Below are 26,420 nucleotides of genomic sequence, written 5' to 3' on the forward strand. Positions count from 1 at the left end.
CCTGGTTTGTCCGTCAGACGGCGATGTGACGGGTGAGGGCTTCGGGGTTCAACACCTTCGGATCGCCGCGCTCGACGACGCTGCCGCGGGACAGAACCACCACGGCATCGGCGACCCGGAGGGCGAAATCGAGGTACTGCTCCACGAGCAGAACGGTGATCCGGCCCTTGAGCCCGGCGATCACCGCTTCGATCGCGGCGACGATCGAGGGCTGGATGCCCTCGGTCGGCTCGTCGAGCAGGAGCGCGCGGGGCCGCGTGGCGAGCGCCCGGGCGATGGCGAGTTGCTGCTGCTGGCCGCCCGAGAGGTTGCCGCCCGGGCGGTGCCAGAGGCCGCGCAGCGCCGGGAATAGCGTGACCGCCGCGTCCACCGCGTCGGTCCGCTCCAGCCCGTGGGCCCGGGCCGCCACCCTCAAATTCTCCGCGACGGTCAGATCCGAAAAGATCTCGCGTCCCTGCGGCACGTAGGCGAGGCCCGCGCGGGCGCGCTGGTCGGGCGACAGGCGCGTCAGCTCGGTCCGGTCGAGGGCGATCCGGCCGCGGCTTTCCGGGATCAGGCCGGTGAGGCAGCGCAGCAGCGTGGTCTTGCCGGCGCCGTTGCGGCCGAGCACGGCGAGGCAGGTCCCCGGCTCGACCGCGAGGCTGATCCCGCGCAGCACCTGGGCGCTGCCGTAATGCTGGTCGAGCCCCTCGACGGCGAGGCGCGCGGGTGCGGAGGCTGTGGTCATCGGCCGAGGAACACCTCGATCACTTGGGGCTCGGCCCGCGCGCCCGCCATGCTGCCCTCGTAGAGGGTGCGGCCTTCGTGCAGCACCGTCACCCGGTCGGCGATGGCCTCGACGAAGCCCATGTCGTGCTCGATCACCAGGATCGCCCGGTCCGGCCGGCGCAGGGCCCGGATCAGCGCGGCGGTCTGGGCAGTCTCGGCGTCGGAGAGCCCGGCCACGGGCTCGTCGAGGAGGAGCAGCGCCGGCTCGGCGGCGAGCACCATGCCGATCTCCAGCCACTGCTTCTCACCGTGGGCGAGGCTGCCGGCCGGCACCGCGGCGCGGGGTCCGAGGCCGATCTCGCCGAGCACGGCGGCGATGCGGGCCGGGCGGTCGCGCCGGCTCAGGGCGGGCCCGCAGCCGATCTCCAGGTTCTCGCGCACGGTGAGCGCCGGGAAGACGCTGGGCTTCTGGAACTTGCGCCGCACGCCGGCCTTCGCGATCTCGGCCTCGGAACGCTGGGTCAGGTCGACATGGTCGCCGAGCATCACCCGGCCAGAGACCGGCTTGGTGATCCCGGAGATCACGTCGAGGAGCGTGGTCTTGCCGGCGCCGTTCGGGCCGATCACGGCCCGCACCTCGCCGGGATCGACGGCGAGCGAGACGGCATCCAGCGCCGTGAACCGGCCGAAGGCAACGGTGAGGGCGTCGACCACGAGGGCGGTCATCGCATGCTCCGCAGCCAGGTCGGGCGCGGGCGCCAGCCCACGAGGTCGAGGAGCCCGTTCGGCAGGACCAGCACCACGAGCAGCACGAGCCCGGACAGGACGAACGGCCACGCCTCCGGCATCGCGGCGCTGAGCCAGAACTTCAAGCCGTTGACGAGGATCGCGCCGATCACCGCCCCGCCGAGCCGCCCCAGACCGCCGATGGCCACCCAGACGGCGATCTCGATGGACAGGTCGGGCGCCAGCACCCGCGGGTTGATGATGCCGACCTGCGGCACGTACAGGATGCCGGCCAGCGCCGCGATCATGGCCGAGAGGCACCAGATCCCGAGCTTCAGCCGGGTGGTGCTGTAGCCGAGCGTGCGCAGGCGGGTCTCGTCGTCGCGGCAGGCGAGCATCCGCCGCCCGACGGCGCTGCCGACGAGGAGCCGCGCGCCGGCGAGCACCCCCGCCAGCGTCAGGAGGGCGGCGACGGCGAGCCCGGTGACCACGCCGGGGGAGCCCATCGGCCAGCCGAACAGCAGGGGGAAGCCGGTCATGCCGTTGTTGCCGCCGAGCCCGGTATCGTTGCGGTACATCAGCAGCATCGCGACGTAGACGAGCGCCTGGCTGATGATCGAGAAGTAGACGCCGTTGACCCGCGAGCGGAACGAGGCGAGCCCGAACACGAAGGCGACCAGGCCGGCCAGCGCCAGGGCCAGGACGAACGCGTACGGCGCGTGGTCGAGGCCCGCCCAGTAGGCCGGCAGGCTCTTCCAGCCCATGAACTGCACGAAGTCCGGCAGCACCCCGGTCACCGCGGCGCCGTGGGCCAGCAGGTGCATCGCGCAGACATAGCCGCCGATGGCGAAGAACAGCCCGTGCCCGAGGCTGAGAATCCCGAGATAGCCCCAGACCAGATCGAGCGACACGGCGAGGATCGCGAAGGCGGCGAGCTGGCCGAGCGCGTTGACGAGATACGGGGCGGGCGGTGCCACGAGGAGGGCCGCCGCGGCGGCGAGGCAGAGCCCGACGAGCCCGGCGACCAGGGGATCGCGCGCGGCGCGCCGCGCCGGTCCGGTTGCCGGAGCGAGGGCGGCCTGCACGGCGCCGCTCATCGCCGCCGCCGCACGGCGAACAACCCCTCGGGCCGGCGCTGCAGGAACAGGATGATGCCGACCAGCACGATCACCTTGGCGGCGACCGCGCCGGAGACCGGCTCGATCAGCACGTTGGCGCCCCCGACCCCGAGGGCCGCCACCAGGGTCCCGACGAGGCTGCCGACGCCGCCCAGCACCACCACCATGAAGCTGTCGACGATGAAGCCCGACCCCATGCCGGGATTGACGCTGTAGATCGGGCAGAGCGCCACCCCAACGAGCCCGGCCAGGCCCGATCCCAAGCCGAAGGCCAGGCGGTCGACCCGCCGGGTCGGCAGCCCGAGGCAGGCGGCCATGTCGCGGTTCTGGGTCACGGCGCGGATGTCGAGCCCGAGCGGGGTGCGGCGCAGGATCAGGAGCGTCAGGACGAGGGTCGCCGCCGCGAAGCCGATGGCGAACAACCGGTTCCAGGTCATGACGAAATCGGCATAGAGGGGCACGCCGCCGCTGACATAGGCCGGCATGACGAATTGCAGGTTCTGGGTGCCGACCGTCACGCGGACGAGGTTCACCAGGAACAGGCTCACCGCCCAGGTGGCGAGCAGGCTCATCAACGGCCGCCGGTAGAGGTGGCGCAGGATCAGCGCCTCGACCACGATCCCCACCAGGGCGACCGCCCCGAACGCCACCGGGATGGCGGCGAGCAGGTACAGGTCGATCAGACCGGGGGCGAGGCGGCGGAAGGCCTCCTGCACGCCGTAGGTGGCGTAGGCGCCGAGCATGATGAACTCGCCCTGGGCGAGGTTGATCACGCCCATGAGCCCGAAGATGATCGCGAGCCCGGCCGCCGCCATGAACAGGATGCTGGCGAAGCTCAGGCCGTTGTAGACGACCGCGAGGCCATTCCCGATCGCGACCGCCCGGGAGACCTGCGTGAGCCCCGCATCGAGGGCTGTTCGGAAGGCCGGATCGGTCGCGTAGGCGGGATCGGTCTTGAGGGCCGCCAGCCGCGCCTGCGCGGTCCCCGACGGACTGGCCGCCACGGCCGCGATGGCCGCCCGGCGCCGGGCCGGATCGGGCGACGACAGGGCGGCCGCCTGGGCGAGGCCGGCGATCGTCCCCTTCAGCGCGGGATCCGCCTCCGCGTCGCGAGCCCGGTCGAGCACGGCCGCCGGGACGGTGGCGATGCGCCGCTCCAGAACCGCGAGGCCGGCGGCGCGGGCGGCCGGATCCGGGCCGGCCAGCAGCGCGACGGCGCCCCGCGCGGTCTCGACGGCCGCGCGCTGGCGCAGGCCGAGGACCGGCGCGCGCGCCTCGGCAGCCGGCCGCGTCGCGCCGGTGAGCGCGTCACGGCCCTCCGGCGCGCCCGGTCGGTCGAGCAGGAGCGCGCCGTCCGCCGGGCAGGACAGGCGGCGCTCGGCCAGCGCGCCGAGGAGCCGGCCGGCGAAGGTGAGATCCTCCGCCGGCAGATCGCCGCCGGCCTGGACGAGGCCCTCGGCCCCGCGAACCTGCGCGGTGCCGTCCCCGCACAGATCCGCCGCGAAAGCCGCACGATCGAGCGGCGCCGCGCAGGCCGGAACCGCCAGCAGCGCCAGGCAGCAGAGGGCCAAGAGCGCGCGGAACGGATCAGCCATAAGGGCTGAACGGGACCGGCTTCGGGGCGTCCGGGGATTGCCAGAGGACGTCGAAGCCGCGCTTCTCGTTGACCGAGCCGATGAACACGCCGCGGGAGACGTAGTTGTTCTCGCCCGTCATGGTCAGCGTGTAGCCCGACGGGTCGTCGAAGCTGAGGCTCGCGAAGGCCTTGCGCACCTCCGGAACCGCGAAGGACCCGGCCTTGGCGGCGGCGAGCGCCCAGAGATGGACGCTGTCATAGGCCGAGACCATCGGGTCGATCACCGTGTCGGCGCTGAACGGGACGTTCTTCGCCTTCACGTAGGCGGCCCAATCGGCGAGGAATTTCTGGTTGCGCTCGCCCTTGGCGGCCTGGAGATAGGCCCAGCAGTTCAGGTGGCCGACGAGCTTGGCCGTATCGAGCCCCTCGAGATCGGCTTCCACCATGTCGAGGCCGAGGATCGGCACGTCGGTGGCGCTGATGCCCTGGTTGGCGAACTCGCGCAGGAAGTCGGGGATCGAGGAGCCGACGACCGTGAGCACCACGATCGCCTGGCCGCCCGGCTGGCTGGCGAAGCTGCGGACTTGGTTCACCAGCGTCTGGAAGTTCGAGAAGCCGAACGGCACGTATTCCTCGCGCCACGCGCTCTCGGGGATGCCCTTGCTCGTCCAGTAGCCCTTGAGCTGCTTGTTGATCGTGCGCGGCCAGACGTAGTCCGAGCCGATCATGAAGAAGCGCTTCGCCCCGACCCCGTCCGGGCCCATCAGGTAATCGACCGCCGGCAGCACGGAACTCGCGGGCGGCGAGTTCACGTAGACGACGTTCTTCGAGTTCTCGTCGCCCTCGAAATGGAGCGGGTAGAACAGGAGGCCGTCATTCTGCTCGACGACCGGCAGCACCGACTTGCGCGACACGGAGGTCCAGCAGCCGAACAGGGCGGCGACCTTGTCCTGCTGGAGCATCTGCCGGCCGACCTGGGCGTAGAGCGGCCAGTCCGAGGCGGGATCGGAGGTCAGCACCTCGATCTGGCGGCCATTGACGCCGCCGCGCCCGTTGATCGCGTCGGCGGCCATGCGGACCACGTGGTTCAGCCGGCCCTCGAGATTGGCCATCGTGCCCGACGACGAGAACAGGCAGCCGAGCTTGACGGTGTCGGCGGCGAAGGCCGGCCGGATGAGGGCCGGGGCCGCGAGCAGCGCCGCCGTGCCCGAGAGGCCTGTGCCCAAGACGCCGCGTCGCGTGAGGTGCGTCATCGACCCCGAAGCTCCCCTGGATGGACCGCCCGATTGTCGGCCGAGGGTGGGGAGACGGGAAGGTCAAAGAGGCTGCAGGTCGGCGCGGGGCTTGCGCATATTGGCGGCACTTGTGCGCGCGGCGGGCGGTCTTCCGCCGGGAACGTCAAAATTGTCGTCTCGGGTCTCGAACCGGTGTCGCCCGGCGACCCAGGACGGGAGGCCCGCCTGTCACCCCGTCCGGCCGGTATCAGGCCGCCATCGTCGCCGCGGCCTCGGCCTCCGCGCGCATCCACACGGCCGTGTCGTGGAAGACCGCGCCCCCGGACGGGAGTGCGGCCTCGTCCGAGGTCAGCGCATTGATGCCGTGCCCCGGGCCGCCGAATTCGGCGGCCGGCCAGATGCTCTCCACCACCACGGTGCCCGGCCGCTGGCCCGGCACGTACCGCGCATGCAGAACCACCTCGCCCTGCGCGCTGCCCAGGCGGGCGAGCGCGCCGTCCACGACGCCGAAGCGGAGGCCGTCCTCCGGGGCGATCAGCACCTGCGGGCGGCCCTCGCGCTTGCGGGCGTTCGGCGTCTCCGTGAAGGTCGAGTTCAGGAACTGCCGGGCCGGAGCGGTGACGAGACGCAGCGGTCGCTCGTCGGTGGCGCCGTCGATCAGCGGCAGCCAGTCGGGCAGCGGGGACAGCCGGCCCTCCGTATCCCCCAGGGCCCGCCAATCGGCCCGGAAGCGGAACCGGCCGTCCGGATGCGCGAACCCGTCGAGGAAGTGGGCGGATCGGAACGGCAGCTGGACATCCAGCCAGCGCCGCTCCGCCAGCGCCGCGGCGGACGGGTAGCCGGAGGCGCGCAGCGTCGCGTCCGCCAGCTCCAGCGCGGTCATCCGGAAGGTCGGGTGGTCGAGGCCGAAGCGATGGGCCAGGGCGCAGACGAGGTCGTGGTTGGAGATCGCCTCGCCGGGCGGGTCGATCGCCGCGAGTCCGATCTGGATGTGGCTGTGGCCCATCGCCTGGTAGATGTCGTCGTGCTCCAGGAACATCGTCGCCGGCAGCACGATGTCGGCGTAGCGCGCCGTCTCGGTCATGAACTGCTCGTGCACGACCGTGAACAGGTCGTCGCGCATCAATCCCTGCCGTACGCGGTTGCTGTCCGGGCAGACCGAGGCGGGGTTGCCGCTCTGCACGAGCAGGGCGTGGACGCCGGGGCCGCCGTGCAGCGCCGCCGCGTCGCCGGTCAGCACGCTGGCGATGCGGCTCATGTCGAGCTCCCGGATCGCCGGGTCGCGCAGGGCCGTGCCCTCGATCAGCGATTTGTCCCAGCCGAAGATGCCCTTGTTGGTGAACAGGGCGCCGCCGCCCTCGTGCCGCCACTTGCCGGTGACGGTGGGCAGACAGGTCACGGCGTGCATCGCCGCGGCGCCGCCGCGCCCGCGGGTGAAGCCGTAGCCGCAGCGGATGTAGGCCCGCGGCGTGGCGTTGTAGAGCGCCGCGAAATCCTCGATCTCCGCGATGGTCAGGCCGGTGATCTCGGACGCCCAGGCCGGTCCGCGCGGCGCCAGATGCGCCTCGAGCGCCTCCGGCGCGTCGGCGTAGGCCGCCATGTAAGCCCGGTCGGCATGGCCGTCGCGGAAGGCGCAGTGCATCACCGCGCAGGCGAGCGCCGCATCCGTTCCGGGCCGGACGCCGAGGTGCAGGTCGGCCGCCGCCGCGGTGCCGGTGCGGTACGGGTCGATGACCACGAGCTTCGCCCCGCGCTCCTTCCGGGCGCGCGTGACATGGGACATGACGTTGACCTGGGTGGAGACCGGGTTGGTGCCCCACAGCACGTTCAGGTCGGCGACCGCCATCTCCCGGCTGTCCGAGCCCGAGATCCGGCCGCAGCCGGCGGTCCAGCCGGCCCCCGCGATCGTGGAGCAGATCGTGCCCTTGCGGCCGGACCAGCGCAGGGCATGGCGCAGCCGGAAGATGCCGTCGCGCTGCACGAGGCCCATCGTGCCCCCGGAGCTGTAGGCCCAGGCGGCTTCGCTGCCGTGGCGCCCGGTCGCCGCGTCGAAGCCGGCGACGACGCGGTCGAGCGCCTCGTCCCAGCCGATCCGGCGGAACGCGCCGCTGCCCTTCTCACCCGTGCGCAGGAGCGGGTGGAGCATGCGGTCCGGATGGTGGATCCGCTCGGCGTAGCGGGTCACCTTGTTGCAGATCACGCCGCCCGTGTACGGGTTGTCCGCGCCGCGCACGGTTCCGATCCTCGCCCCGTCCAGCACCTCGACGTCCAGCGCGCAGGTGCTGGGGCAATCGTGCGGGCAGACGGAAGATCGGATCTCGGGCATCGGCGCGCCTCTGGCTCAGTCAGCGCGGGCGACCGTAGCCGCGCCGCACCGGGATGGCGAGTGAGAGCAGCGTCCGTGCCGGCCCGTCGTCAGGCGTCTGGCGACGGATTCCGTGTCCGCTGTCCGAGCTGGCCTTCTTCGAGACGGGCCAGGCGCTTTCGGCCAGACGTCGTCACGCCTGATCGCCCTCGCGCGCAAGACCGGGCGGTCTGCAGAGCGCCCATCGCGGCCGTCCATCCGCCCTCGGCTGAAGCCCAAAAGCACGCGTCGGTGCGGTGTGGGGATTTGGTCTGCGGCGCACCGCAGGTCGACGTCGAGCCCGCAACGCGCGAAGCCAGACTGCGACCGACGGTAGAGGTCGCCAGATCGGATCTGTTGGTAACAGGTGACCTCGGTCGACTCACCCGATCAGCGCAGTCGGACGTCGGCCATCCAGGCCGCGTCACCCCTCCGTGATGATCCGCTCCAGCGGAATGTCGTGCGATTGCGGGCAGATCGTCTTCAGGCGTCCGAGTTCGAAGCCGACACCAATGGAGCGCGGCCGCTGCGGCATTGCGGCAATCGTCCGATCATAGAAGCCGCCGCCATAGCCGAGCCGGTAGCCCTGACTGTCAAAACCGACCAGCGGCACCACGAGGAGGTCGGGGAAGACCGTCTCGCCCGACTCAGGCATCGGGATCTTCCAAGTTCCCTGCACCATCAGGCTGCCAGGGGACCACTCACGGAAGACGAGCGGCTGCCCGCGCTCGATGATCACCGGCAGGGCAAGGCGTGAGCCGCGCTCCTGCATCGCGGTGAGAACGGCTCGTGGATCATACTCGCCGCGGAAGGGCCAGTAGAAGCCGATCAATCTGCCGGCATACGGCGCGAGCGCCGCTTCCAGGGCCCGGCTGATCCTCTCGCTCCAGGCGGACCGATCCTCAGCCGAAATGCTGCGACGCTGCGCGATCAGTCTGTCCCGGGTTTCCTTTCGCCAGTCACGGATCGTCGGCCAATCCGCATTGGCGGCTGGCCATTCCGGACCGGAGCCGGTGACCTCACACACCTCATTCACGGAACTCATGGTCTCGCTCCCGCCGCTCCCGCCTTGCTGTCTCTAAAAACGCCACTGGTCAGTACAGGCGCATCCCGTGTCGCGTCGGCTATTGCCCGCCGAAGGCGCGCAAGGGGCGTCCGGCTTCCGACCGGTGCATCATCACGGCGGTTCCCGCGGCATCATCGATCGCGGCAAGCCGAGGCCCCACGGCTGCATGAAGGGACATCTCGCTGCGATCCAGGACGAGGTTGACGCGCTCGCACCATTCGCTGTCCGGGCTGTCAGCGGCTTCCGCTTCTCGAAGCGCCTCGGCGATCACTTGATGAACCTCGCTCACGAGCTGGCGTGTCAGGGGTGGCCGTGTTCTCGCAGCATATGCCTCACTGATGATGCCGGCCCACTCGTCCGCCGTTCGACCAGAGTGCGTGCCCATATGCCCTCCCCTGCGCCCCGAAATGTACTCAATATTCAGTTCAAGCCCGAGTGATTACACTTACATTGAGCATCAGATACATTCATCAAGCACTGAACCCAACGCTTGGCGACAACGGCGTTTCCACGACGGGAACAGGCCGATTGAACAACCGCGCAACGCCGCGCAGTCCTCGGGAGGGGACATACACAAGGTGGCTGCCGAACCGGGCCGGTCCTCGGTACGGTTACGGCGAGCGACAGGATCGCGCGCCGGGGCCACTGCAGGTGACGGCCGCCGTCATGAGCACGTCGGGCGGTGGATCATTCGCTTCGGATCGCATGCAGCCGGCCGCTTCACGCCTATCCCGGCCATCCAGCGAGCTTTGACGACGTCGCGCAAGCGGTTGCCATCGGCTGTTCGCGGACCGGGGTTCGACGATGACAGGATGGAGGATGAACCGAACAGCCGATCTGTGTCGGCAATTGATGCCCCGGCCGCCCGTCGCTTCGATCTCGCCTCGCGTTCGCGGGAAAGGATCGAGCCTGGACGAGGCTCCGCCTTCAGGTGTTCTCGACCTTCGAGAAGATGGTCGTCTCGAGCGCGATGTGGCCCTCCGCGGCCTTCGGCTGCGAACACCGTTCGACGGCGTGAAACACCGCGTGGATCGCCGCGGCCGTTTTCTCGTCGGCGCGGACGAGGCGCCCGGTCCAGGCCGTGATTTCCTGTGGCGACGACGTGCTGGTCACGAAGCCGATGATGTCACCCTCGGCCGTGCCGACCAGGATGCGGCTTCGATGCGTCTGCGCGAGGCCGGGATCGGCGGCGGTGTAGGTCCCGGACACGGCCTCGCCCATCTGGAGGAGGCGAAGTTCCGCGCCTGCTTGGCTCCGCCAGACACCATCGAACATCGTTGCCCAAGCCCGCCGATCGAGCGGCCGTTCGCACGGCCAATCACAAGCGATATAGCAGGTTTGATATAACGGATGCGTGGGCCCGGCAATGCTGGCGCGGTCCGCGTCTGGTGGGGTTCCGGGTGCGGCCTCGCTACCAGAGGGCTCCATGCGGATGGAACCGCACGACGTCGCCCGGCACGACCTCGGTCCGGCCATCCTCCAGCTCCACGAGGCCGTCGGTTTCGGTGAGCGATGACAGCATGCCTGCGCCGTCGCGCTGGAACTTCCGGGCTTCCCAGGTGCCGTCGGCGTCCCGGGCGAGGCTGACCCTGACGAACTCTCTGCGGCCCGCGCGCTTCCGATAGGAGAAGGCCGCCCTGACGGTGAATCCGGGCGGCGGCGCGTAGGCCTCGCCGGCGAGCCGGGCGAGGAGCGGCCGCACGACGAACAACAGGGTGACGTAGACGGCGACCGGGTTGCCCGGCAGGCCCAGGAACGGCTTGCCGTCGATCATGCCCATCGCGACCGGCCGTCCCGGCTTGATCCCCAGCCTCCAGAACACGAGGCGCCCGATGGTCGCGACGGCGGTCTTCACATGGTCCTCGTCGCCGGTCGAGACGCCGCCCGAGGTGAGGATCACGTCATGCTCGGCAGCCGCCGCCGAGAGCCTCGCGGCGACCGCCGCCGGGTCGTCACGGATGACGCCGAGGTCACGCACCGCGACGCCCATCCGCCGGAGAAGAGCGAGCAGCAGGATGCGGTTCGAGTCGTAGATCGCGCCCGGTCTCAGGGGCGTCCCCGGCTCGACGAGCTCGTTGCCCGTCGAGAACACGCCGACCCGCAGGGGGCGGCGGACCTTCACCGTGCGCAGGCCGACCGCGGTCGCCAGAGCCAGGTCCTGCGGCCGGAGACGCCGGCCGGCCGGGACGATCGACGAGCCCTTCGCCACGTCCTCGCCGGCGTCACGGCTGTTGGCGCCCCGCTTCAGCCCGAGCGGCAGGGACACCCGGCCGTCGGGCAGGACCTGGACGTCCTCCTGCATGAAGACGGTGTCGGCCTCCGCCGGCATCGGGGCCCCGGTGAAGATCCGGGCGGCCGAGCCCGCCACCGACACCCCTTCGGACGAGCCGCCGGCCGTGACGACCGCCCCGACCGTCAGCACCGTGGCGTCGGAGGCGCGCAGGTCCGCGAAACGGACCGCGTATCCGTCGACGGCCGAGTTGGGGAATGGCGGGACGTCGATGGGCGCGACGCAATCCTCGGCCAGGATGCGTCCGTCGGCGTCCGAGACGGGAACGTCCTCGGTACCGACGACCGGTACGAGCCGCTCGCCGAACAGGGCGTGCGCGTCCTCGATGGTCATCAGAGGACCGCCGAACGCGAAGCAGTCGTCGCTGAGCTGGGCCATCCGGCTAGAGCCTCCCGAGGACGTCTTCGAAGGAAACGGCCACGTCGAGCATCAGCCCCGTCACCGCCTCCGCGTCGTTCAGATTTACGACGGGAATGCCCGAGGCCGGAAATGCGACGTCGCTCGCGATGCCCACGACGGTGGCGTCCAGAGGATGGATGGGCGGGCGGCCGTTGTCGGCGCGGTGGACCTCGATCTTGGGGATCGGCTCCCGCTTGTACCCTTCCACGACGACGAGGTCGCAGGGGCTGATCCGCCGCAGGAGCTGACCGAGGGTCGCCTCCCGCTCGTCGCGCAGCTCGTGGACCTGGGCCCACCGCCGGCTCGACGAGACCAGGACCTCGCTCGCCCCCGCCCTGCGGTGCTCGTAGGAGTCCTTCCCGGGCCAGTCCGTGTCGAAGTCGTGGTGGGCGTGCTTGAGGGTCGCCACCTTCACCCCGCGGGCGACGAGCAGGGGGATGGCCCGGACCAGCAGGCTGGTCTTGCCGGCCCCGCTCCACCCGGCAAGTCCGATTACGCGCATGCCGGACACCGCTGACAGCCTCCCTCGTGCCGTTTCCACTGCCCCGCGGAATGGCTCAGGGCAAGCGTCGGCCACGCCGCCGGGACGCGCGACCGCGACCCCGCGCAAATTGAAACGCCTTCAAAAACGATATAACACCTCCGCTATAACGGCTGCCATTTGGTATGCCACGAGCGAGCGCCACGCCAACGGACCCGAACGGGCACGCCATGCACGACTTCAACCGTCCCTCGATCGCGCAGGCCTGAGCATGGGCGACGCATCCCCCACGGCGGACTGGGCCGACATCGTGACGGACGCCTACTGCGCCGACGCGAAACCGCCGCTCACGCAGGAGCTCGCCGACCGAGTCCGCGAGGCGCTCGCGAAAGCGGTCGCTGCCCCGGCCGGCGACGCGCCGGGCTCCCTGATGGACCGCCTGAACGAAGGCCTGGACGCGTTCGAGACCGAGCTGCGCTCCGTCGTCGGCCCCAGGGTCACGTCCCTGGACGAGGCGACGGGAGCCGTCGCGATGAAACACCGGTCCGAAGCCGGCCAGCCGCTCCGGGCCTTCGGCGGCCAGTAGCCCCGACCGGACCGCAGGATGCCGCGACCACCCGCCCCAGCAGTTGAGAACCAGATACCGCAATGAGTGAGGCACCGGGGACAGTCAGGACCTTCTCGCATCCCGGCCGGGGGCGGAACAAGGCGCGCAGCGTCCCCAAGGGGCGCCAGGTCGAGCCGCGGGCGAAGGTCGAGGTCGAGGAGCTTCTCGGCTCGCGCCCGCGCCAGCGCGACCTGCTCATCGAGCACCTCCACCTGATCCAGGACACCTACGGCCAGATCAGCGCCGAGCACCTGGCGGCGCTGGCCGACGAGATGGCGCTGGCCTTCGCCGAGGTGTTCGAGACCGCGACCTTCTACGCGCATTTCGACGTCGTGAAGGAGGGCGACGCCTCCATCCCGCGGCTGACCGTCCGGGTCTGCGACAGCATCACCTGCGCGATGTTCGGCGCCGACGAGCTGCTGGAGACGCTCCAGCGGGAGCTCGCCTCCGACGCCGTCCGCGTCGTGCGCGCACCCTGCGTCGGCCTGTGCGACCACGCGCCCGCCGTCGAGGTCGGGCACAATTTCCTGCACAAGGCCGACCTCGCCTCCGTCCGGGCCGCGGTCGAGGCCGGCGACACGCACGCCCACATCCCGGACTACGTCGACTACGCGGCGTATCGGGCCGCCGGCGGGTACGCGACCCTCGACCGGCTCCGCAGCGGCGACCTCCCGGTCGACGACGTCCTGACGGTGCTCGACGACGGCGGCCTGCGCGGCCTCGGCGGCGCGGGCTTCCCGACGGGGCGCAAGTGGCGCTCGGTGCGCGGCGAGCCCGGGCCCCGGCTGATGGCGGTCAACGGGGACGAGGGCGAGCCCGGCACCTTCAAGGACCAGCTCTACCTCAACACCGACCCGCACCGTTTCCTCGAAGGCATGCTGATCGGCGCCCACGTCGTCGAGGCGCCCGAGGTCTACATCTACCTGCGCGACGAGTATCCCATCTCCCGCGAGATCCTGACGCGCGAAATCGCGAAGCTCCCCGCGGGCGGCCCGCGCATCCACCTGCGCCGCGGCGCCGGCGCCTATATCTGCGGCGAGGAATCCTCGCTGATCGAGTCCCTCGAAGGCAAGCGCGGGCTGCCGCGGCACAAGCCGCCGTTCCCGTTCCAGGTCGGCCTGTTCAACCGTCCGACGCTGATCAACAACATTGAGACGCTGTTCTGGGTCCGCGACCTGATCGAGCGGGGCGGCGCGTGGTGGAAGAGCCACGGCCGCAACGACCGCGTCGGCCTGCGCTCGTACTCGGTCTCGGGGCGCGTGAAGGAGCCGGGCGTGAAGCTCGCCCCGTCCGGCCTCACCATCCAGGAACTCATCGACGAGTATTGCGGCGGCATGGCGGACGGCCACACCTTCGCGGCCTACCTGCCGGGCGGCGCGTCGGGCGGCATCCTGCCGGCGTCGATGAACGACATCCCGCTCGATTTCGGGACGCTGGAGAAGTACGGCTGCTTCATCGGCTCCGCCGCCGTGGTGGTCCTGTCGGACCGGGACGATGTGCGCGGCGCCGCGTTGAACCTGATGAAGTTCTTCGAGGACGAGAGCTGCGGGCAGTGCACCCCCTGCCGTTCGGGAACCCAGAAGGCCCGTATCCTGATGGAGCAGGGCGTCTGGGACACCGAGCTCCTGGGCGAGTTGTCCCAGTGCATGCGGGACGCCTCGATCTGCGGCCTCGGCCAGGCCGCCTCGAACCCCCTCAGCAGCGTCATCAAGTACTTCCCGGACCTGTTCCCCGCGCCACACGCCGCGGCGGCCGAGTGAGGCAACCGATGGCGCCCGCGAACCCTATCCCGATGTCCGAGCCAGGAGCGGCCGCATGAGCAACGCCCCCGAACAGCGCGGCGACAAGACCGAGAAGCCCGAGATCCGGGCCGACGGGCTGCAGGATGCCGGCGGCCCCGCGCCGGGCCCGAAGCCGGGGGCCGGCGGCTCCTACTCGGAAGGCGCAAAGGCGGGCGGCCAGGCGGCCCCGGAGCCGTCGGGCCTGCACGATCTGAAGGAGCGGCCGACCGCCCCCCCGACCATCGCGTTCGAGCTCGACGGACAGCAGGTCGAGGCCGCCCCCGGCGAGACGATCTGGGCCGTCGCCAAGCGCCTCGGCACCCACATCCCGCACCTCTGCCACAAGCCCGAGCCCGGCTACCGCCCGGACGGCAATTGCCGCGCCTGCATGGTCGAGATCGAGGGCGAGCGCGTGCTGGCCGCCTCGTGCAAGCGCACGCCGGCCGTGGGCATGAAGGTCAAGTCCGCGACCGAGCGCGCCACCAAGGCCCGCGCCATGGTGCTCGAACTGCTCGTGGCCGACCAGCCCGAGCGCGAGACCTCGCACGACCCGACCTCGCATTTCTGGGTGCAGGCCGACTTCCTCGACGTGTCCGAGAGCCGCTTCCCCGCGGCCGAGCGCTGGACCGGCGACTTCAGCCACCCGGCCATGAGCGTCAATCTCGACGCCTGTATCCAGTGCAACCTCTGCGTCCGCGCCTGCCGCGAGGTCCAGGTCAACGACGTGATCGGCATGGCCTACCGCTCGGCCGACGCCAAGATCGTGTTCGACTTCGACGATCCGATGGGCGGCTCGACCTGCGTGGCCTGCGGCGAGTGCGTCCAGGCCTGTCCGACCGGCGCGCTGATGCCGTCCGCCTACCTCGACGCCGAGCACAACACCCGGACGGTCTATCCCGACCGCGAGGTGACCTCGCTGTGCCCCTATTGCGGCGTCGGCTGCCAAGTCTCCTACAAGGTGAAGGACGAGAAGATCGTCTACGCCGAGGGCGTGGACGGCCCGGCCAACCACAACCGGCTCTGCGTGAAGGGCCGCTTCGGCTTCGACTACGTCCACCACCCCCACCGCCTGACCGCGCCGCTGATCCGCCTGGACAACGTCCCGAAGGACGCCAACGACCAGGTCGACCCGGCCAACCCGTGGACGCACTTCCGCGAGGCGACCTGGGAGGAGGCGCTCGACCGCGCCGCCGGCGGCCTCAAGACGGTCCGCGACACGCACGGCCGCAAGGCGCTGGCCGGCTTCGGCTCCGCGAAGGGCTCGAACGAGGAGGCCTACCTCTTCCAGAAGCTCGTCCGGCTCGGGTTCGGCTCGAACAACGTCGACCACTGCACCCGGCTGTGCCACGCCTCGTCGGTGGCCGCCCTCATGGAGGGGCTGAACTCGGGCGCCGTGTCGGCGCCGTTCTCGGCGGCGCTCGACGCCGAGGTCATCATCGTGATCGGCGCCAACCCGACCGTGAACCACCCGGTGGCGGCGACCTTCCTCAAGAACGCCGTGAAGCAGCGCGGCGCCAAGCTGATCGTCATGGATCCGCGCCGGCAGGTGCTGTCGCGGCACGCCTACAAGCACCTCGCGTTCAAGCCCGGCTCGGACGTGGCGATGCTCAACGCGATGCTCAACGTGATCATCGAGGAGCGGCTCTACGACGAGCAGTACATCGCCGGCTACACCGAGAATTTTGAGGCGCTCAAGGAGAAGATCGTCGAGTTCACGCCGGAGAAGATGGCCTCGGTCTGCGGCATCGACGCGGAGACCCTGCGCGAGGTCGCCCGGCTCTACGCCCGCGCCAAGTCGTCGATCATCTTCTGGGGCATGGGCATCAGCCAGCACGTCCACGGCACGGACAACTCGCGCTGCCTGATCGCCCTCGCCCTCGTCACGGGGCAGATCGGGCGGCCGGGCACCGGCCTGCACCCGCTGCGCGGCCAGAACAACGTCCAGGGCGCGTCCGACGCCGGCCTGATCCCGATGGTCTATCCGGACTACCAGTCGGTCGAGAAGGCCGTGGTGCGGGAGATGTTCGAGGAGTTCTGGGGTCAGAAGCTCGACCCGCAAAGGGGCCTCACCGTCGTCGAGATCATGCGGGCGATCCACGCCGGCGAGATCAGGGGCATGTTCGTCGAGGGCGAGAACCCCGCGATGTCCGACCCGGACCTCAACCACGCCCGGCACGCCCTGGCGATGCTCGACCACCTCGTCGTGCAGGACCTGTTCCTGACGGAGACCGCCTTCCACGCCGACGTGGTGCTGCCGGCCTCGGCCTTCGCCGAGAAGGCCGGCACCTTCACCAACACCGACCGTCGCGTGCAGATCTCGCAGCCGGTGGTGTCGCCGCCGGGCGACGCGCGGCAGGATTGGTGGATCATCCAGGAACTGGGGAAGCGCCTCGGCCTGCCCTGGAACTACGGCGGCCCGGCCGACATCTTCCGCGAGATGGCCATGGTGATGCCGTCGTTCAACAATATCACCTGGGAGCGCCTGGAGCGCGAGGGCGCCGTGACCTACCCGGTCGACGCGCCGGACAAGCCCGGCAACGAGATCATCTTCTACGCCGGCTTCCCCACGGAGAGCGGGCGCGCGAAGATCGTCCCGGCCGCGGTGGTGCCCCCGGACGAGTTGCCGGACGACGACTACCCGATGGTCCTGTCGACCGGCCGCGTGCTGGAACACTGGCACACCGGATCGATGACCCGGCGCGCCGGCGTCCTCGACGCGCTGGAACCCGAGGCGGTCGCCTTCATGGCCCCGAAGGAGCTCTACCGGCTCGGACTGGAGCCCGGCGACACGATGAAGCTGGAGACGCGCCGCGGCGCGGTCCATCTGAAGGTGCGCTCCGACCGCGACGTGCCGGTCGGCATGATCTTCATGCCGTTCTGCTACGCCGAGGCCGCGGCCAACCTGCTGACGAACCCGGCGCTCGACCCGATGGGCAAGATCCCGGAGTTCAAGTTCTGCGCGGCCCGGGTCTCCACCGTCCACGCGACGCCCATGGCCGCCGAGTAGGCGGCGTGACCTCCGGCGGCGCGCCCAGGCGTGCCGCCGGACTGTGACGACGGACATCGGGCGGATGCGGCTGGCCTGCCGGCACCGAGCCGCGGGCAGAGACCGTTTCCGGTCGATCGAGTCGGTGCCGTCTTTGCGAGCGAAGCGAAGCATTCCAGTCGGCGCCCCGCTGACAGATGTCGCGCAGCCCTGGGTCGCTTCGCTGCGCTCGCGATGACGGAGCGGGCTGCGCAGACCGAAGCCGACGCCCCACCTCGAGAGACCGCTCCCGACGGATGCGCGCCTCCGCGCGGCGATCCTTAGGAATCGGGCTTCATCAGGGAGGCGAGGAGGTCGAGCTCGCCCGCCACGGCCTCCGAGGCGAGCCGCTCCATGCGCAGGTAACTGTCGAGGATGGCGTCGCCCGTGCTGGTCAGAACCGCCCCGCCGCCCCGGCGTCCGCCCTTGCTGGCGGAGACGAGCGGCTCCTGGAACGCCTTGTTCAACGTATCGATGAGGTACCAGGCTCGCTTGTAGCTCATGCCCATCCGGCGCCCCGCGGCGGCGATGGAGCCGGTGTCGCGGATGCCGCTCAGGAGGGCGGCCTTGCCCGGTCCCAGCAGGGTGTCCGAGCCGAGCTCGATCCGCAAACTGATGCTCGTGTCCTCGCCCAACGCACACCGCCGCTTCGATGAAGGCCCCAGCGCCTCGCAGGCGTCCCTACGCGAAACGGCCGCGCCGATCATCCCGGCGGGCGACAGGATCGTCCGTCCCGTTCCGTCGTTGCGGGTCCACCGCATCGCGGCTCCGGGGCACGCCGCCCGCGACGAGGCCGGCCAACCGCGCGCGTCACGCGGATTCTGCAGCCGGCGAGAAGCCCAGAGCGCGCAGTGCCGCGGCCGTCTCGGGCTCGCCCAGCAGTCCCAGGAAGGCTGCGAGCGCGGGCATCCCCTTGGCCTGCTCGCAATACGCGAGGTCGTAAGCCTCCTCCGTCAGCGGACGGAAGCCCAGCCCGTAGGCATCCGCGACGCTCGCAATGGCCACGCCCCAGTCCGCCCTGCCCTGGGACACCGCCGCGGCGACGGCGTTGTGCGAGCGCGGCTGGTTCCAGAACCCCGCCGGCCGGGCACCGTTCAGCAGCCCGTCCACGAGCAGCCGCGTGCCCGATCCGGCATTGCGGTTGACCATCACGGCGTCGGAGTCGGCGAGCGCGGCGGCGACCGCGTCCGCGGCGTCGCGACCTTCGAACCGGGCGTCGCCGCGGCGGAACACGAAGCCCTGGAGGCGGCGCCAACCGGGGGCGAGGGACATCCCTTCGGCGAGGAGCGGGATGTTGTACCGGCCCGTCTCGGGATCGAAGAGGTGCATGGCGGCGACATCGCATTCGCCGCGTTGCAGGGCGGCGAGGCCGCCCGCCGACCCGACCCAGATGGTGCGGGCCCGGTAGCCGCGCTTGGCGAACAGGCCGACCACCCGGTCCAGGCCGATGCAATGGCTGCCGACGATCGTCAGGTCGGGCGCCCGGACGCCGGCGCCCAGGCGGACCACGGCGACGCCCTCTCCGGCCTCGACGCCCGCGCGCGCGGCCGGAACCGCGAAGAACCCGTCCGCCTGCGAGAAGGCGGTGACCGAACCCGAGCCCTTCGGCAGCGGCAGGGCGATCGTCCCCTCGGGACCGTGGGCGAGGGAAGTCATCACGAACTCGGTGCGGCCGAGCTCGGAGGGCACCCGTTGCGACACGCGCGCCGCGATCGTCTCGTCCTCCCGCGGCGGCAGCCCGGCAAGCGCCCGCACGAGGGGAACGACGAAGTCGTGGAAGGTGAACATCGCGGAGGTGGGGAACCCCGGCAGGACGATGACCGGCTTTCCCTGCGCCACCGCCACGCAGAGCGGCTTCCCGGGCTTCAGCGCCACGCCGTGGAACAGGATTCCCGGCTCGCCGAGGCGGGACAGCACCCGGTGCGACACGTCGCCGGCGCCTTTGGACGTGCCGCCCGAGAGCACGACGAGGTCGCTGTCCCGGAGGGCGGACCGGAGGGCGGCCTCGAGGACGGAAGCCTCGTCGCGCACGATCCCGAGCTGGACCGGCTCCCCGCCGTTCTCGCTCACCGCGGCCGCGATGATCGCGCCGTTGGAGTCGTAGATCGCGCCCTCGGGCAGGGGCTCGCCCGGTGCGACCAGCTCGTCCCCCGTGGACAGGATTGCGACCCGCGGGCGTCTGGTGACGTCGACGGCCGCCAGGCCGCACGCCGCCAGCATGCCGATCTCGCGGGCGGTGATCCGCGTTCCCGCGCGCAGCACCGTCTCGCCGCGGGCCATGTCGGCCCCGGCATAGCCCACGAACTGCGCCGGCCGCACCGCGGTCAGGACATCGACGGCGAGGCTCCGGGCGTCGAACTCCGTGTGCTCGACCATCACCACCGCGTCGGCGCCGCGGGGGATCACGCCGCCAGTGGCGATCGGTGTCGCCGTTCCCGGCTGGACGACGACGGTCGGCGCGACGCCGCAGGCGAGGATCTCGCGGTTCAGGGTGAGACGCCGCGGGCTCGCCGGCCCGGCTCCTTCCGTGTCGGTCGCGCGCAGGGCGAAACCGTCGACCAGGGATCGGTCGAAGGGCGGGACGTCCATCGGCGAGGCGACGTCGCGGGCGAGCACGCGCCCGAGCGCGTCGTCCAAGGACACCGTCTCGGACGGCAGGCGCGCGTGCGGGACCGCCGCCCGGAAACGCGCGAGCGCCTCGTCCCGGCTCATCACCTTGAGAAACTGCTCCTGGCTCGAGGCCGCGGCGAGGCGCGCGGCGAAATCCGCCGCCTCGTCACGATCCGCGTCGGCGCTCACAGGGCCCAAACCTCTGCCTCCTCGCCCGCCTGGAAGCCTTCGCTCTCCGGCTCGACCACGACGATGCCGTCCGCCTGCACCAACCGACTGAGCGGAAGGCCGGCTCCGCCGAGCGGCTCGACGCCATCCGGCCCGCTTCGGACGAAGACGACCTCGGACAGACCGATCGACGAGACGATCTTCCGGAGGAGGACGTGCCGCCGAGGCGAGCTTTCCCGCGCGCCGGCGAGCCGCGCGATGAGGGGACGGCCGAGGGCCAGGAACGCGGCGAGCGCCGCCTCGGGACGCCCGGGCACCACAAGAACCGGCCTGCCGGCCGCGGAGCCGACCGCGGTGGTTTCCCCGGGCCGCATCGCGATGCCGTGCGCGCGGATTTCCCCGGCGAGGGCGAGGGCCGCCGCGCTGTGGTCCGAGCGGCCGAAACCGCTGCCCCCGACCACCAGCACCGCGTCCGCCGTACCGCCGCGGAGGGCCTCGGCGATCTCCTCGACTCCCCGGGCGCGAACCGCCTCGGTCGCCCCGCCCGCCCGCGCGATCAGACGCCGGAGCAGGGGCGACACGGTATCGAGGCTGGACGTCCCCGCGGCGACGACGCGCAGGAGCGGCTGACGGACCTCCACCGCCGTCAGGCCGACCGCCTCCAGGACGAGCAGGTGAAGCGGCTCGATCCGGGTGCCCGCCTCGATCAGCCCCGCGTTGCCGGCAACGTCGTCGCCCACCCCGCGCACGCCCTCCCGCGGGGCGATGTCCGCGACGACCATGCCGTCCGCGAATCCCTCCGGGGGCAGGACGGCATCGGTGCCGGAGGGCAGCGGCTGTCCCGCCTCGACCCAGGGCGGTGGCCGCGCCAGGAAGATCGGCGCGTAGGCCGACGCGCCGCCCACCGCAGCGGCCTCGACCGCGAAGCCGTCGTGCATCGCCGTCAGGCCCGCGGGCACGGCGGCGTGCGCGACGACCGCCGCCGCGGCGACGCGTCCGAGCGCCTCTGCGAGCGGGACCGTTGCGGGGGTGACGGGAGCAGCCGCGCCGCCGAGCAGGTTCGCCGCCTCCCGAAGCGGGATCAGCGCCGAGGACGCATTCCGGATCATCGTGGCGGCGATGCGCCATCCGGGACCGATGTTCAAGGGCCGGCGTGGCGGTCGACCCGGCGTGCACCGCGCTCACGTCCCGACGGACGCCGCGTCGGCGTGTCCACGGGCGGCCCTGCCTGGACTGCGCCGCCGACGAGGCCCCCGCGGCGAGCAAGGTCATCCGCGAACGGGGCCGTGCGCACATCCCCGGCGGGGGCGACGGCCGCATCGGGCGTCCCGACGACACGACAACGGTCGCCCCGGGCGGTATGCTCGCCGACGATCCGCGCGCGCTTTTCTGGTCGCCATGACAGGTCCCTTCCGCCGAACCCGCATCCTGAGGTCGGCCTCATCGGCCGGTCTCGTCACCCGCCTCGTCCCAGTCCCGAGGACTGCCCCGGGCGCATGATGCAGACGCTCCAGGACGTCCTGTCCCGCCTGTTCAGCCTGGATCGCGACGTGCTGGCGATCGCGTGGCTGTCGCTGCGTGTCAGCCTCACCGCCGTCGGTATCGGTCTCGTGCTCGGCATACCGCTGGGCGCGTTCCTGGCTGTCGCCCGCTTCCCCGGACGCGGCGCCGCGGTCGGCCTGCTGAACGCCTTCATGGGGCTGCCGCCGGTGCTCGTCGGCCTCACGCTCTACCTCGTCCTCTCCCGCTCCGGACCGCTCGGACCGCTCGGCCTGCTGTTCACCCCCGGCGCGATGATCGCCGCGCAGGCGACGCTCGCGACCCCGCTCGTCGCCGCCCTGACGCAGCAGGTCGTCGCCGACGCCCGGGTGCATCTCGGGGAGCAGCTGCGCTCCCTCGGGCTCTCGGCGCCGCGTCAGGCCGGGGCGATGATCTACGACGTGCGCTTCTCCCTCGTGACCGCGGCGCTCGCCGCGTTCGGCCGGGCGATCTCGGAGATCGGAGCGGTCCTCGTCGTCGGCGGGAACATCGACGGGTATACCCGCACGATGACGACGGCGATCTCGCTGGAGACCCAGAAGGGCGATCTCAGCCTCGCCCTGGCGCTCGGCCTCGTGTTGATCGGCCTCGTCCTGGTGGTCAATCTCGCCGTGGCCCTGCTCCGCCGGCATGCCGCGCAGGTGTATGGATGAGCGCGACGCCGGCCGTCCGCCTCGAAGACGTCACTCTGTCCCTCGACGGGCGAACGGTGCTCGACCGCCTCTGCCTGGAGGTCGCGCGGGGCAGCGTCACGGCCGTCATCGGCCCGAATGGCGCGGGCAAGAGCGTCACCCTCAGGGTCGTCGACGGGCTCCTGCGACCCGACGGCGGAACGGTACGGGTCGGCCCGCAGCGCCGGGCCTTCGTGTTCCAGCGGCCGGGGCTGATCCGCGCGACCGCGGCCGCGAACGTCGCGCTGGCTCTCGGAGGCCTGCCCCGTCCTGCGCGCGCCGCGCGGGTGGAGGAAGCGCTCGCCCGCGTCCGCCTCTCGGAGCGCGCCCGCGATGCCGCGACGCGGTTCTCCGGCGGCGAGCAGCAGCGGCTGGCGCTGGCCCGCGCCTGGGCGGTCGGACCGGACCTGCTGCTCCTCGACGAGCCGACCGCAAACCTCGACCCCGCCTCGACCGAGATCGTCGAGGACCTGGTGTCCGCGATGGCGCGTGCGGGCACCACGGTGGTGCTCGTCTCGCACAATCTCGGGCAGGTGGCGCGCCTCGCCGACACGGCGATCGTGCTGGCCTCCGGCCGCGCCATCGAGCATGGTCCGGCCCGCCAGATCCTGTTCTCGCCCCGCACGTCCGAGGCGCGGGCCTACCTCGCCGGGGAATTGCCGTGGACCCCTTCCGTCGTCGCCTCCTGACCTTCGCGTTGGCCGCGCTCCTGAGCGCGGCCGGCCTGCTGCCGTCGGCCGACGCCGAACCGACCTCGATCGTCGTCGCCTCGACGACCTCGACCGAACAGTCCGGCCTGTTCAAGCACATCCTCCCGCTCTTCCGGGAGACGTCAGGGATCGACGTGAAGGTGGTCGCCCTGGGCACGGGCCAGGCGCTCGACGCCGCGCGCCGCGGCGATGCCGACGTGGTCCTGGTCCACGACCGTCCGGCCGAGGACAAGTTCCTCGCCGAGGGCTTCGCGAAGCGGCGGTACGACGTGATGTACAACGATTTCGTGCTGATCGGCCCGGCCTCCGATCCGGCCGGCGTGCGCGGCCTGAGCGTGAATGCGGCCTTCGCCAAGCTCGCGGCCAGCCAGGCGGCGTTCGTCTCGCGCGGCGACCGCTCGGGCACCCACAGCGCCGAATTGCGCAGCTGGAAGGAGGCGGGCGTCGATCTCGCGTCCGTGCGCGGCCCCTGGTACCGGGATGTCGGCCAGGGCATGGGTCCCGCGCTCAACACGGCCTCGGCCCTCGGCGCCTACATCCTCGCCGACCGGGGGACATGGCTCGCGTTCAAGAACCGCGCCGATCTGGTCATCCTGGTTCAGGGGGACCCGAAGCTCTTCAATCCCTACGGCGTGATGCTGGTGAACCCCGATCGGCATCCTGGCGTGAAGGCGAAGGAGGGACAGGCCTTCATCGACTGGCTCGTCTCACCGGAGGGGCAGCAGGCGATTGCGGGCTACAAGGTCGGCGGCGAACAGCTGTTCTTCCCGAGCGCCGGCGCGCGCGTGACGCGCTGACCCGGCATCCGCGAGCCGGGGGGCCGGACTGGCGTCGACGCGCTGAGGCCGCGTGCGACATCGGACGAAGCTCATCGTGGCGCCTTTGCGGAAGACCTCGGCCGTGCACCGCCCGCCTCACCAAACTCCGGTCGGCTGCGCTGATGTTCGAGTGTCGCGTCGGCGAGCCTGATTATGCCAGGATACGGAGCGCGGGTACGGACCGACCCCGACGAAGCCATCGCATGAACGGCCGCCTTCGCGGCGCTCCCTTGTGGGTATCGCGGGCAATCCCGGATATTTAGGAGGCCGTCCGCTTTCCCTGCGCGCTCGCTCCGAAGCGGATCAGCGGCTTGCGGCCATTCCGAGAAGCGCAACCATCGGTTCTGAACGGCCGGGTCGGGTGGAAAGCGGCCAGTCTGGTTCCGGAGGATCAGAACAGAGAAGGGGCCATCACCCGCGCTTACTTGGCCGTCCTCGCCCTGCGAACTGGAAGGTCTGCCGTTCGGATCAATCAGGCCGCGAACTGCCGCAGCGCTCGGGTCACCTCGTCCCGCTTGTACGGCTTGGAGAAGAACACACCGCGCACCGGGAGATCCTCGGGCGTGGGGCGGTGCTTACCCGAGATGATGATCAGTTCGATGGGCGGCCAGCGGTCACGGATCATGGCCGCGAGCTTCATCCCGTCGACGCCGCCGGGCATGTCGATGTCCGTGAACACCACCCGGATGTCGAGGCGGTTCTCCAAGATGCGGACCGCCTCGTCGGCGCTGCGAGCCTCGACCACGTCGAACCCCGCCGTCTCGACGAGGTCGACCGCCATCATGCGCTGAAGGGGCTCGTCCTCGACCACGAGGATCACGGCGGAGGCCGTTGGCATGGCTTGTCCCATGATGGCTTCCTAGGACTGATGGATCTGCGCGAGCGGCGCGCGCATCTCGGCCCGGAAACCGGTGGGCGCGTAGCGCAGGTCGACGTCGCCCGTTCCGACCAATCCGAGGCGGATCAGTCGCGAGCCGAAGCCGCGTCTGGCGGGTTCCTTCACGGGCGGCCCACCGCTCTCCTCCCAGTCGAGCACCAGGTCACCTTCGTCGCCATCGCCGTCGACGCGCCAACTGACCCCGACGTGGCCCTCATCGTTGGAGAGGGCCCCGTACTTCGTCGCGTTGGTCGCGAGTTCGTGCAGCAGAAGAGAGACAGATAGGGTCGCGCGCGGCCCAAGCGAGACCTGCGGCCCAGAAACCTTGAGCCGTGTGGTCTGGGCGAAGGTGCGCAGCACCGCGCTGGCGACCGCGTCCAGGGGCGCCGCCGTCCATTCCTGCTGCAGAAGGACGTCGTGCGCCGCCGAGAGCGCGTGGATGCGCTTCTCGAACGCCTCGACTGGTTCCCGGTCAGGGACCGTCTTCAGGGTCTGGGTCGCGATGGAGAGGACCATGGCCAGCATGTTCTTCATGCGGTGGCTCAGTTCCTGGTTGAGCACTCTCTGCTGCTCCTCCGCCTCCAGGCGACCGATGGCGGCCCGGGTACGGTCGGCGACGTTGCGCAGGAAAGCCTGCTCCTCAGCCGTCCACGCGTGCGGGTCGGCCTTGAGGGCAAAGAACAGGGTGACGAACTGGCCATGCTCCATCAGCGGGATATTGGCGATGGACCGGACACCCAGGGTAGCCAGGGCGTCGCTGCCGTCAGCCGTGCGCGGGTCGACCGTCGCGTCGGCGATGAACACGGCCCGGCCCGCCTTGAGGTCGTCGACGTAAGACCCGTAGCTCCGGAACGAGTACACGCCGTTCAGGCTCTCGACCCCCTCCGCGACGTGATCGTGAGCGATGGTGACGGTCTCGCGCACGTGGTCGACATCGCCGTACCCCACGTGGCTGAGCCCTAGCGTGCGCGTCAGGATCTCGGCGGCGACCGGGGCGACCTCCGCCTTAGCGGTGACGTGGCGCAGCCGGTCACCGAGTTCGATCAGGGCGTTGCGGCGTTCTTCGGCCTGCTTGCGCTCGGTAATGTCGATGAACATGACGGCGATACGCTGATCCGCCTCTTTGTGGCCGTGCGCCTCGAAGGTGCGGTTGAGGGCGGGCACGGCGACCTCGAACGTCGCGGGCTCGCCGGTGTCGACCACGCCCGCATAGATGTCGATCAGCCATTGCGGGATGGTTGGGATCACCTCGCGGATGGTTCTGCCCACGGTTTGGTTCGCGGGCAGGCTCGACTGGGTCTCGAAGGCGGGATTGACCTCCAGGAAACGCAGGTCGACCGCGCGGCCCGCGTCGTCCCGCAGGATCTCGCCGGAGAAGAACCCCTCATGCATGCTGGTGAACAGGCCGCGCTAGCGGTCCTCGCTCGCCGCGGCGGCGCGCTCAGTATCCTTCTGGACCGTGACATCCCGGGAGACCGAGAGCAGCTTCTCGGGAACACCTTCCGCGTCGAGGATCGGCGTGACCTGGACGTCCCACCAGCGCGGGCTGCCAGCCATGGTGCTGGCTCCGCCCTGGAAGCGGCCGATGCCGCCCGCCTTGGCCGCCACGACGGCAGCCTTGGCGTCTGCGTTGCCCTGGCCCTGCCAGAAGTCCGGCCAGGGGCAGCCGCG

The 26,420-nt window shown here is 71.0% G+C and carries 23 protein-coding genes; 6 read left to right on the plus strand and 17 right to left on the minus strand.

Annotation, left to right across the window (positions count from 1 at the left end; all coding sequences use genetic code 11):
• Positions 1 to 13 precede the first annotated feature (13 nt).
• The 11 genes from urtE to mobB all read right to left on the minus strand — a co-directional run bounded on the left by urtE (position 14) and on the right by mobB (position 11,964).
• Positions 14 to 727, minus strand: coding sequence for an urea ABC transporter ATP-binding subunit UrtE (gene urtE, locus ACLBX9_RS19955; protein ID WP_447720164.1), 714 nt, complete (start codon positions 725 to 727; stop codon positions 14 to 16).
• Positions 724 to 1,434 carry an ATP-binding cassette domain-containing protein gene (locus ACLBX9_RS19960; protein ID WP_447720165.1) on the minus strand — a complete coding sequence of 237 codons (711 nt, stop codon included), beginning with the start codon at positions 1,432 to 1,434 and terminating at the stop codon, positions 724 to 726. The genes urtE and ACLBX9_RS19960 overlap by 4 nt, the downstream gene beginning before the upstream one ends.
• On the minus strand, positions 1,431 to 2,531 hold the full coding sequence (gene urtC / locus ACLBX9_RS19965; RefSeq protein ID WP_447720166.1) for an urea ABC transporter permease subunit UrtC: 1,101 nt from the start codon (positions 2,529 to 2,531) through the stop codon (positions 1,431 to 1,433). Before urtC ends, ACLBX9_RS19960 begins: the two co-directional genes overlap by 4 nt.
• Positions 2,528 to 4,147 (minus strand): urea ABC transporter permease subunit UrtB, encoded by a 1,620-nt coding sequence (gene urtB / locus ACLBX9_RS19970; protein ID WP_447720167.1) that lies wholly within the window; start codon positions 4,145 to 4,147, stop codon positions 2,528 to 2,530. Before urtB ends, urtC begins: the two co-directional genes overlap by 4 nt.
• The gene (locus tag ACLBX9_RS19975) at positions 4,140 to 5,381 is read right to left on the minus strand and encodes a transporter substrate-binding protein (protein ID WP_447720168.1); all 1,242 of its coding nucleotides are present in this window, start codon (positions 5,379 to 5,381) and stop codon (positions 4,140 to 4,142) included. The genes urtB and ACLBX9_RS19975 overlap by 8 nt, the downstream gene beginning before the upstream one ends.
• Positions 5,382 to 5,610: 229 nt before the next feature.
• Entirely contained in the window at positions 5,611 to 7,689 is a 2,079-nt protein-coding gene (locus tag ACLBX9_RS19980; protein WP_447720169.1) for a molybdopterin-containing oxidoreductase family protein, read from the minus strand.
• A 442-nt stretch (positions 7,690 to 8,131) separates the two neighbouring features.
• Positions 8,132 to 8,752 (minus strand): 5-formyltetrahydrofolate cyclo-ligase, encoded by a 621-nt coding sequence (locus ACLBX9_RS19985; RefSeq protein WP_010684473.1) that lies wholly within the window; start codon positions 8,750 to 8,752, stop codon positions 8,132 to 8,134.
• 79 nt (positions 8,753 to 8,831) lie between these two features.
• A complete protein-coding gene (locus ACLBX9_RS19990; RefSeq protein ID WP_244625561.1) occupies positions 8,832 to 9,062 on the minus strand; it encodes a hypothetical protein in 231 nt (76 codons plus the stop codon).
• 638 nt (positions 9,063 to 9,700) lie between these two features.
• Complete coding sequence (locus tag ACLBX9_RS19995; RefSeq protein ID WP_010684471.1) at positions 9,701 to 9,994, minus strand: avidin/streptavidin family protein; 294 nt, start codon at positions 9,992 to 9,994, stop codon at positions 9,701 to 9,703.
• 190 nt (positions 9,995 to 10,184) lie between these two features.
• Positions 10,185 to 11,441: a molybdopterin molybdotransferase MoeA gene (locus ACLBX9_RS20000; RefSeq protein ID WP_447720170.1), complete on the minus strand. Its 1,257-nt coding sequence runs from the start codon at positions 11,439 to 11,441 to the stop codon at positions 10,185 to 10,187.
• Between the two features lie 4 nt (positions 11,442 to 11,445).
• On the minus strand, positions 11,446 to 11,964 hold the full coding sequence (mobB, locus tag ACLBX9_RS20005) for a molybdopterin-guanine dinucleotide biosynthesis protein B (protein WP_447720171.1): 519 nt from the start codon (positions 11,962 to 11,964) through the stop codon (positions 11,446 to 11,448).
• A 250-nt stretch (positions 11,965 to 12,214) separates the two neighbouring features.
• Between mobB and ACLBX9_RS20010 the strand changes: the two genes are divergently transcribed.
• The 3 genes from ACLBX9_RS20010 (at position 12,215) to fdhF (ending at position 17,338) form a co-directional block, all read left to right on the plus strand.
• Positions 12,215 to 12,529: a hypothetical protein gene (locus ACLBX9_RS20010; RefSeq protein WP_447720172.1), complete on the plus strand. Its 315-nt coding sequence runs from the start codon at positions 12,215 to 12,217 to the stop codon at positions 12,527 to 12,529.
• Between the two features lie 62 nt (positions 12,530 to 12,591).
• Positions 12,592 to 14,310 carry an NAD(P)H-dependent oxidoreductase subunit E gene (locus ACLBX9_RS20015; RefSeq protein ID WP_447720173.1) on the plus strand — a complete coding sequence of 573 codons (1,719 nt, stop codon included), beginning with the start codon at positions 12,592 to 12,594 and terminating at the stop codon, positions 14,308 to 14,310.
• Positions 14,311 to 14,365: 55 nt separating this feature from the next.
• Positions 14,366 to 17,338: a formate dehydrogenase subunit alpha gene (gene fdhF / locus ACLBX9_RS20020; protein WP_447720174.1), complete on the plus strand. Its 2,973-nt coding sequence runs from the start codon at positions 14,366 to 14,368 to the stop codon at positions 17,336 to 17,338.
• Positions 17,339 to 17,637: 299 nt separating this feature from the next.
• Here the strand turns inward: fdhF and ACLBX9_RS20025 are convergent, their stop codons facing one another.
• The 3 genes from ACLBX9_RS20025 to ACLBX9_RS20035 form a co-directional block, all read right to left on the minus strand.
• On the minus strand, positions 17,638 to 17,967 hold the full coding sequence (locus ACLBX9_RS20025; RefSeq protein ID WP_010684465.1) for a winged helix-turn-helix domain-containing protein: 330 nt from the start codon (positions 17,965 to 17,967) through the stop codon (positions 17,638 to 17,640).
• Positions 17,968 to 18,166: 199 nt separating this feature from the next.
• Positions 18,167 to 20,155, minus strand: a complete 1,989-nt coding sequence (locus ACLBX9_RS20030; RefSeq protein ID WP_447720175.1) for a molybdopterin biosynthesis protein — start codon at positions 20,153 to 20,155, stop codon at positions 18,167 to 18,169.
• A complete protein-coding gene (locus ACLBX9_RS20035; protein ID WP_447720188.1) occupies positions 20,152 to 21,243 on the minus strand; it encodes a molybdopterin-binding protein in 1,092 nt (363 codons plus the stop codon). Before ACLBX9_RS20035 ends, ACLBX9_RS20030 begins: the two co-directional genes overlap by 4 nt.
• A 387-nt stretch (positions 21,244 to 21,630) precedes the next feature.
• Between ACLBX9_RS20035 and ACLBX9_RS20040 the strand changes: the two genes are divergently transcribed.
• Genes ACLBX9_RS20040 through ACLBX9_RS20050 form a run of 3 tightly spaced genes read left to right on the plus strand, consistent with a single transcriptional unit; the run spans position 21,631 to position 23,851 of the window.
• Positions 21,631 to 22,326: an ABC transporter permease gene (locus tag ACLBX9_RS20040; protein ID WP_447720176.1), complete on the plus strand. Its 696-nt coding sequence runs from the start codon at positions 21,631 to 21,633 to the stop codon at positions 22,324 to 22,326.
• Positions 22,323 to 23,033, plus strand: a complete 711-nt coding sequence (locus ACLBX9_RS20045) for an ATP-binding cassette domain-containing protein (protein ID WP_447720177.1) — start codon at positions 22,323 to 22,325, stop codon at positions 23,031 to 23,033. Before ACLBX9_RS20040 ends, ACLBX9_RS20045 begins: the two co-directional genes overlap by 4 nt.
• On the plus strand, positions 23,006 to 23,851 hold the full coding sequence (locus tag ACLBX9_RS20050; RefSeq protein ID WP_447720178.1) for a substrate-binding domain-containing protein: 846 nt from the start codon (positions 23,006 to 23,008) through the stop codon (positions 23,849 to 23,851). The genes ACLBX9_RS20045 and ACLBX9_RS20050 overlap by 28 nt, the downstream gene beginning before the upstream one ends.
• Positions 23,852 to 24,344: 493 nt before the next feature.
• On the opposite strand, the gene ACLBX9_RS20055 is transcribed toward ACLBX9_RS20050, so the two are convergent.
• From ACLBX9_RS20055 to ACLBX9_RS20065, 3 genes are all read right to left on the minus strand, one after another.
• The gene (locus tag ACLBX9_RS20055) at positions 24,345 to 24,710 is read right to left on the minus strand and encodes a response regulator (protein WP_447718273.1); all 366 of its coding nucleotides are present in this window, start codon (positions 24,708 to 24,710) and stop codon (positions 24,345 to 24,347) included.
• A 21-nt stretch (positions 24,711 to 24,731) separates the two neighbouring features.
• The gene (locus ACLBX9_RS20060; RefSeq protein WP_447718274.1) at positions 24,732 to 26,141 is read right to left on the minus strand and encodes a sensor histidine kinase; all 1,410 of its coding nucleotides are present in this window, start codon (positions 26,139 to 26,141) and stop codon (positions 24,732 to 24,734) included.
• Between the two features lie 18 nt (positions 26,142 to 26,159).
• Positions 26,160 to 26,420: PAS domain-containing protein (locus ACLBX9_RS20065; RefSeq protein ID WP_447718275.1), on the minus strand; the 261-nt coding region annotated here is incomplete at its 5' end.

Source organism: Methylobacterium sp. A49B, assembly GCF_053346215.1.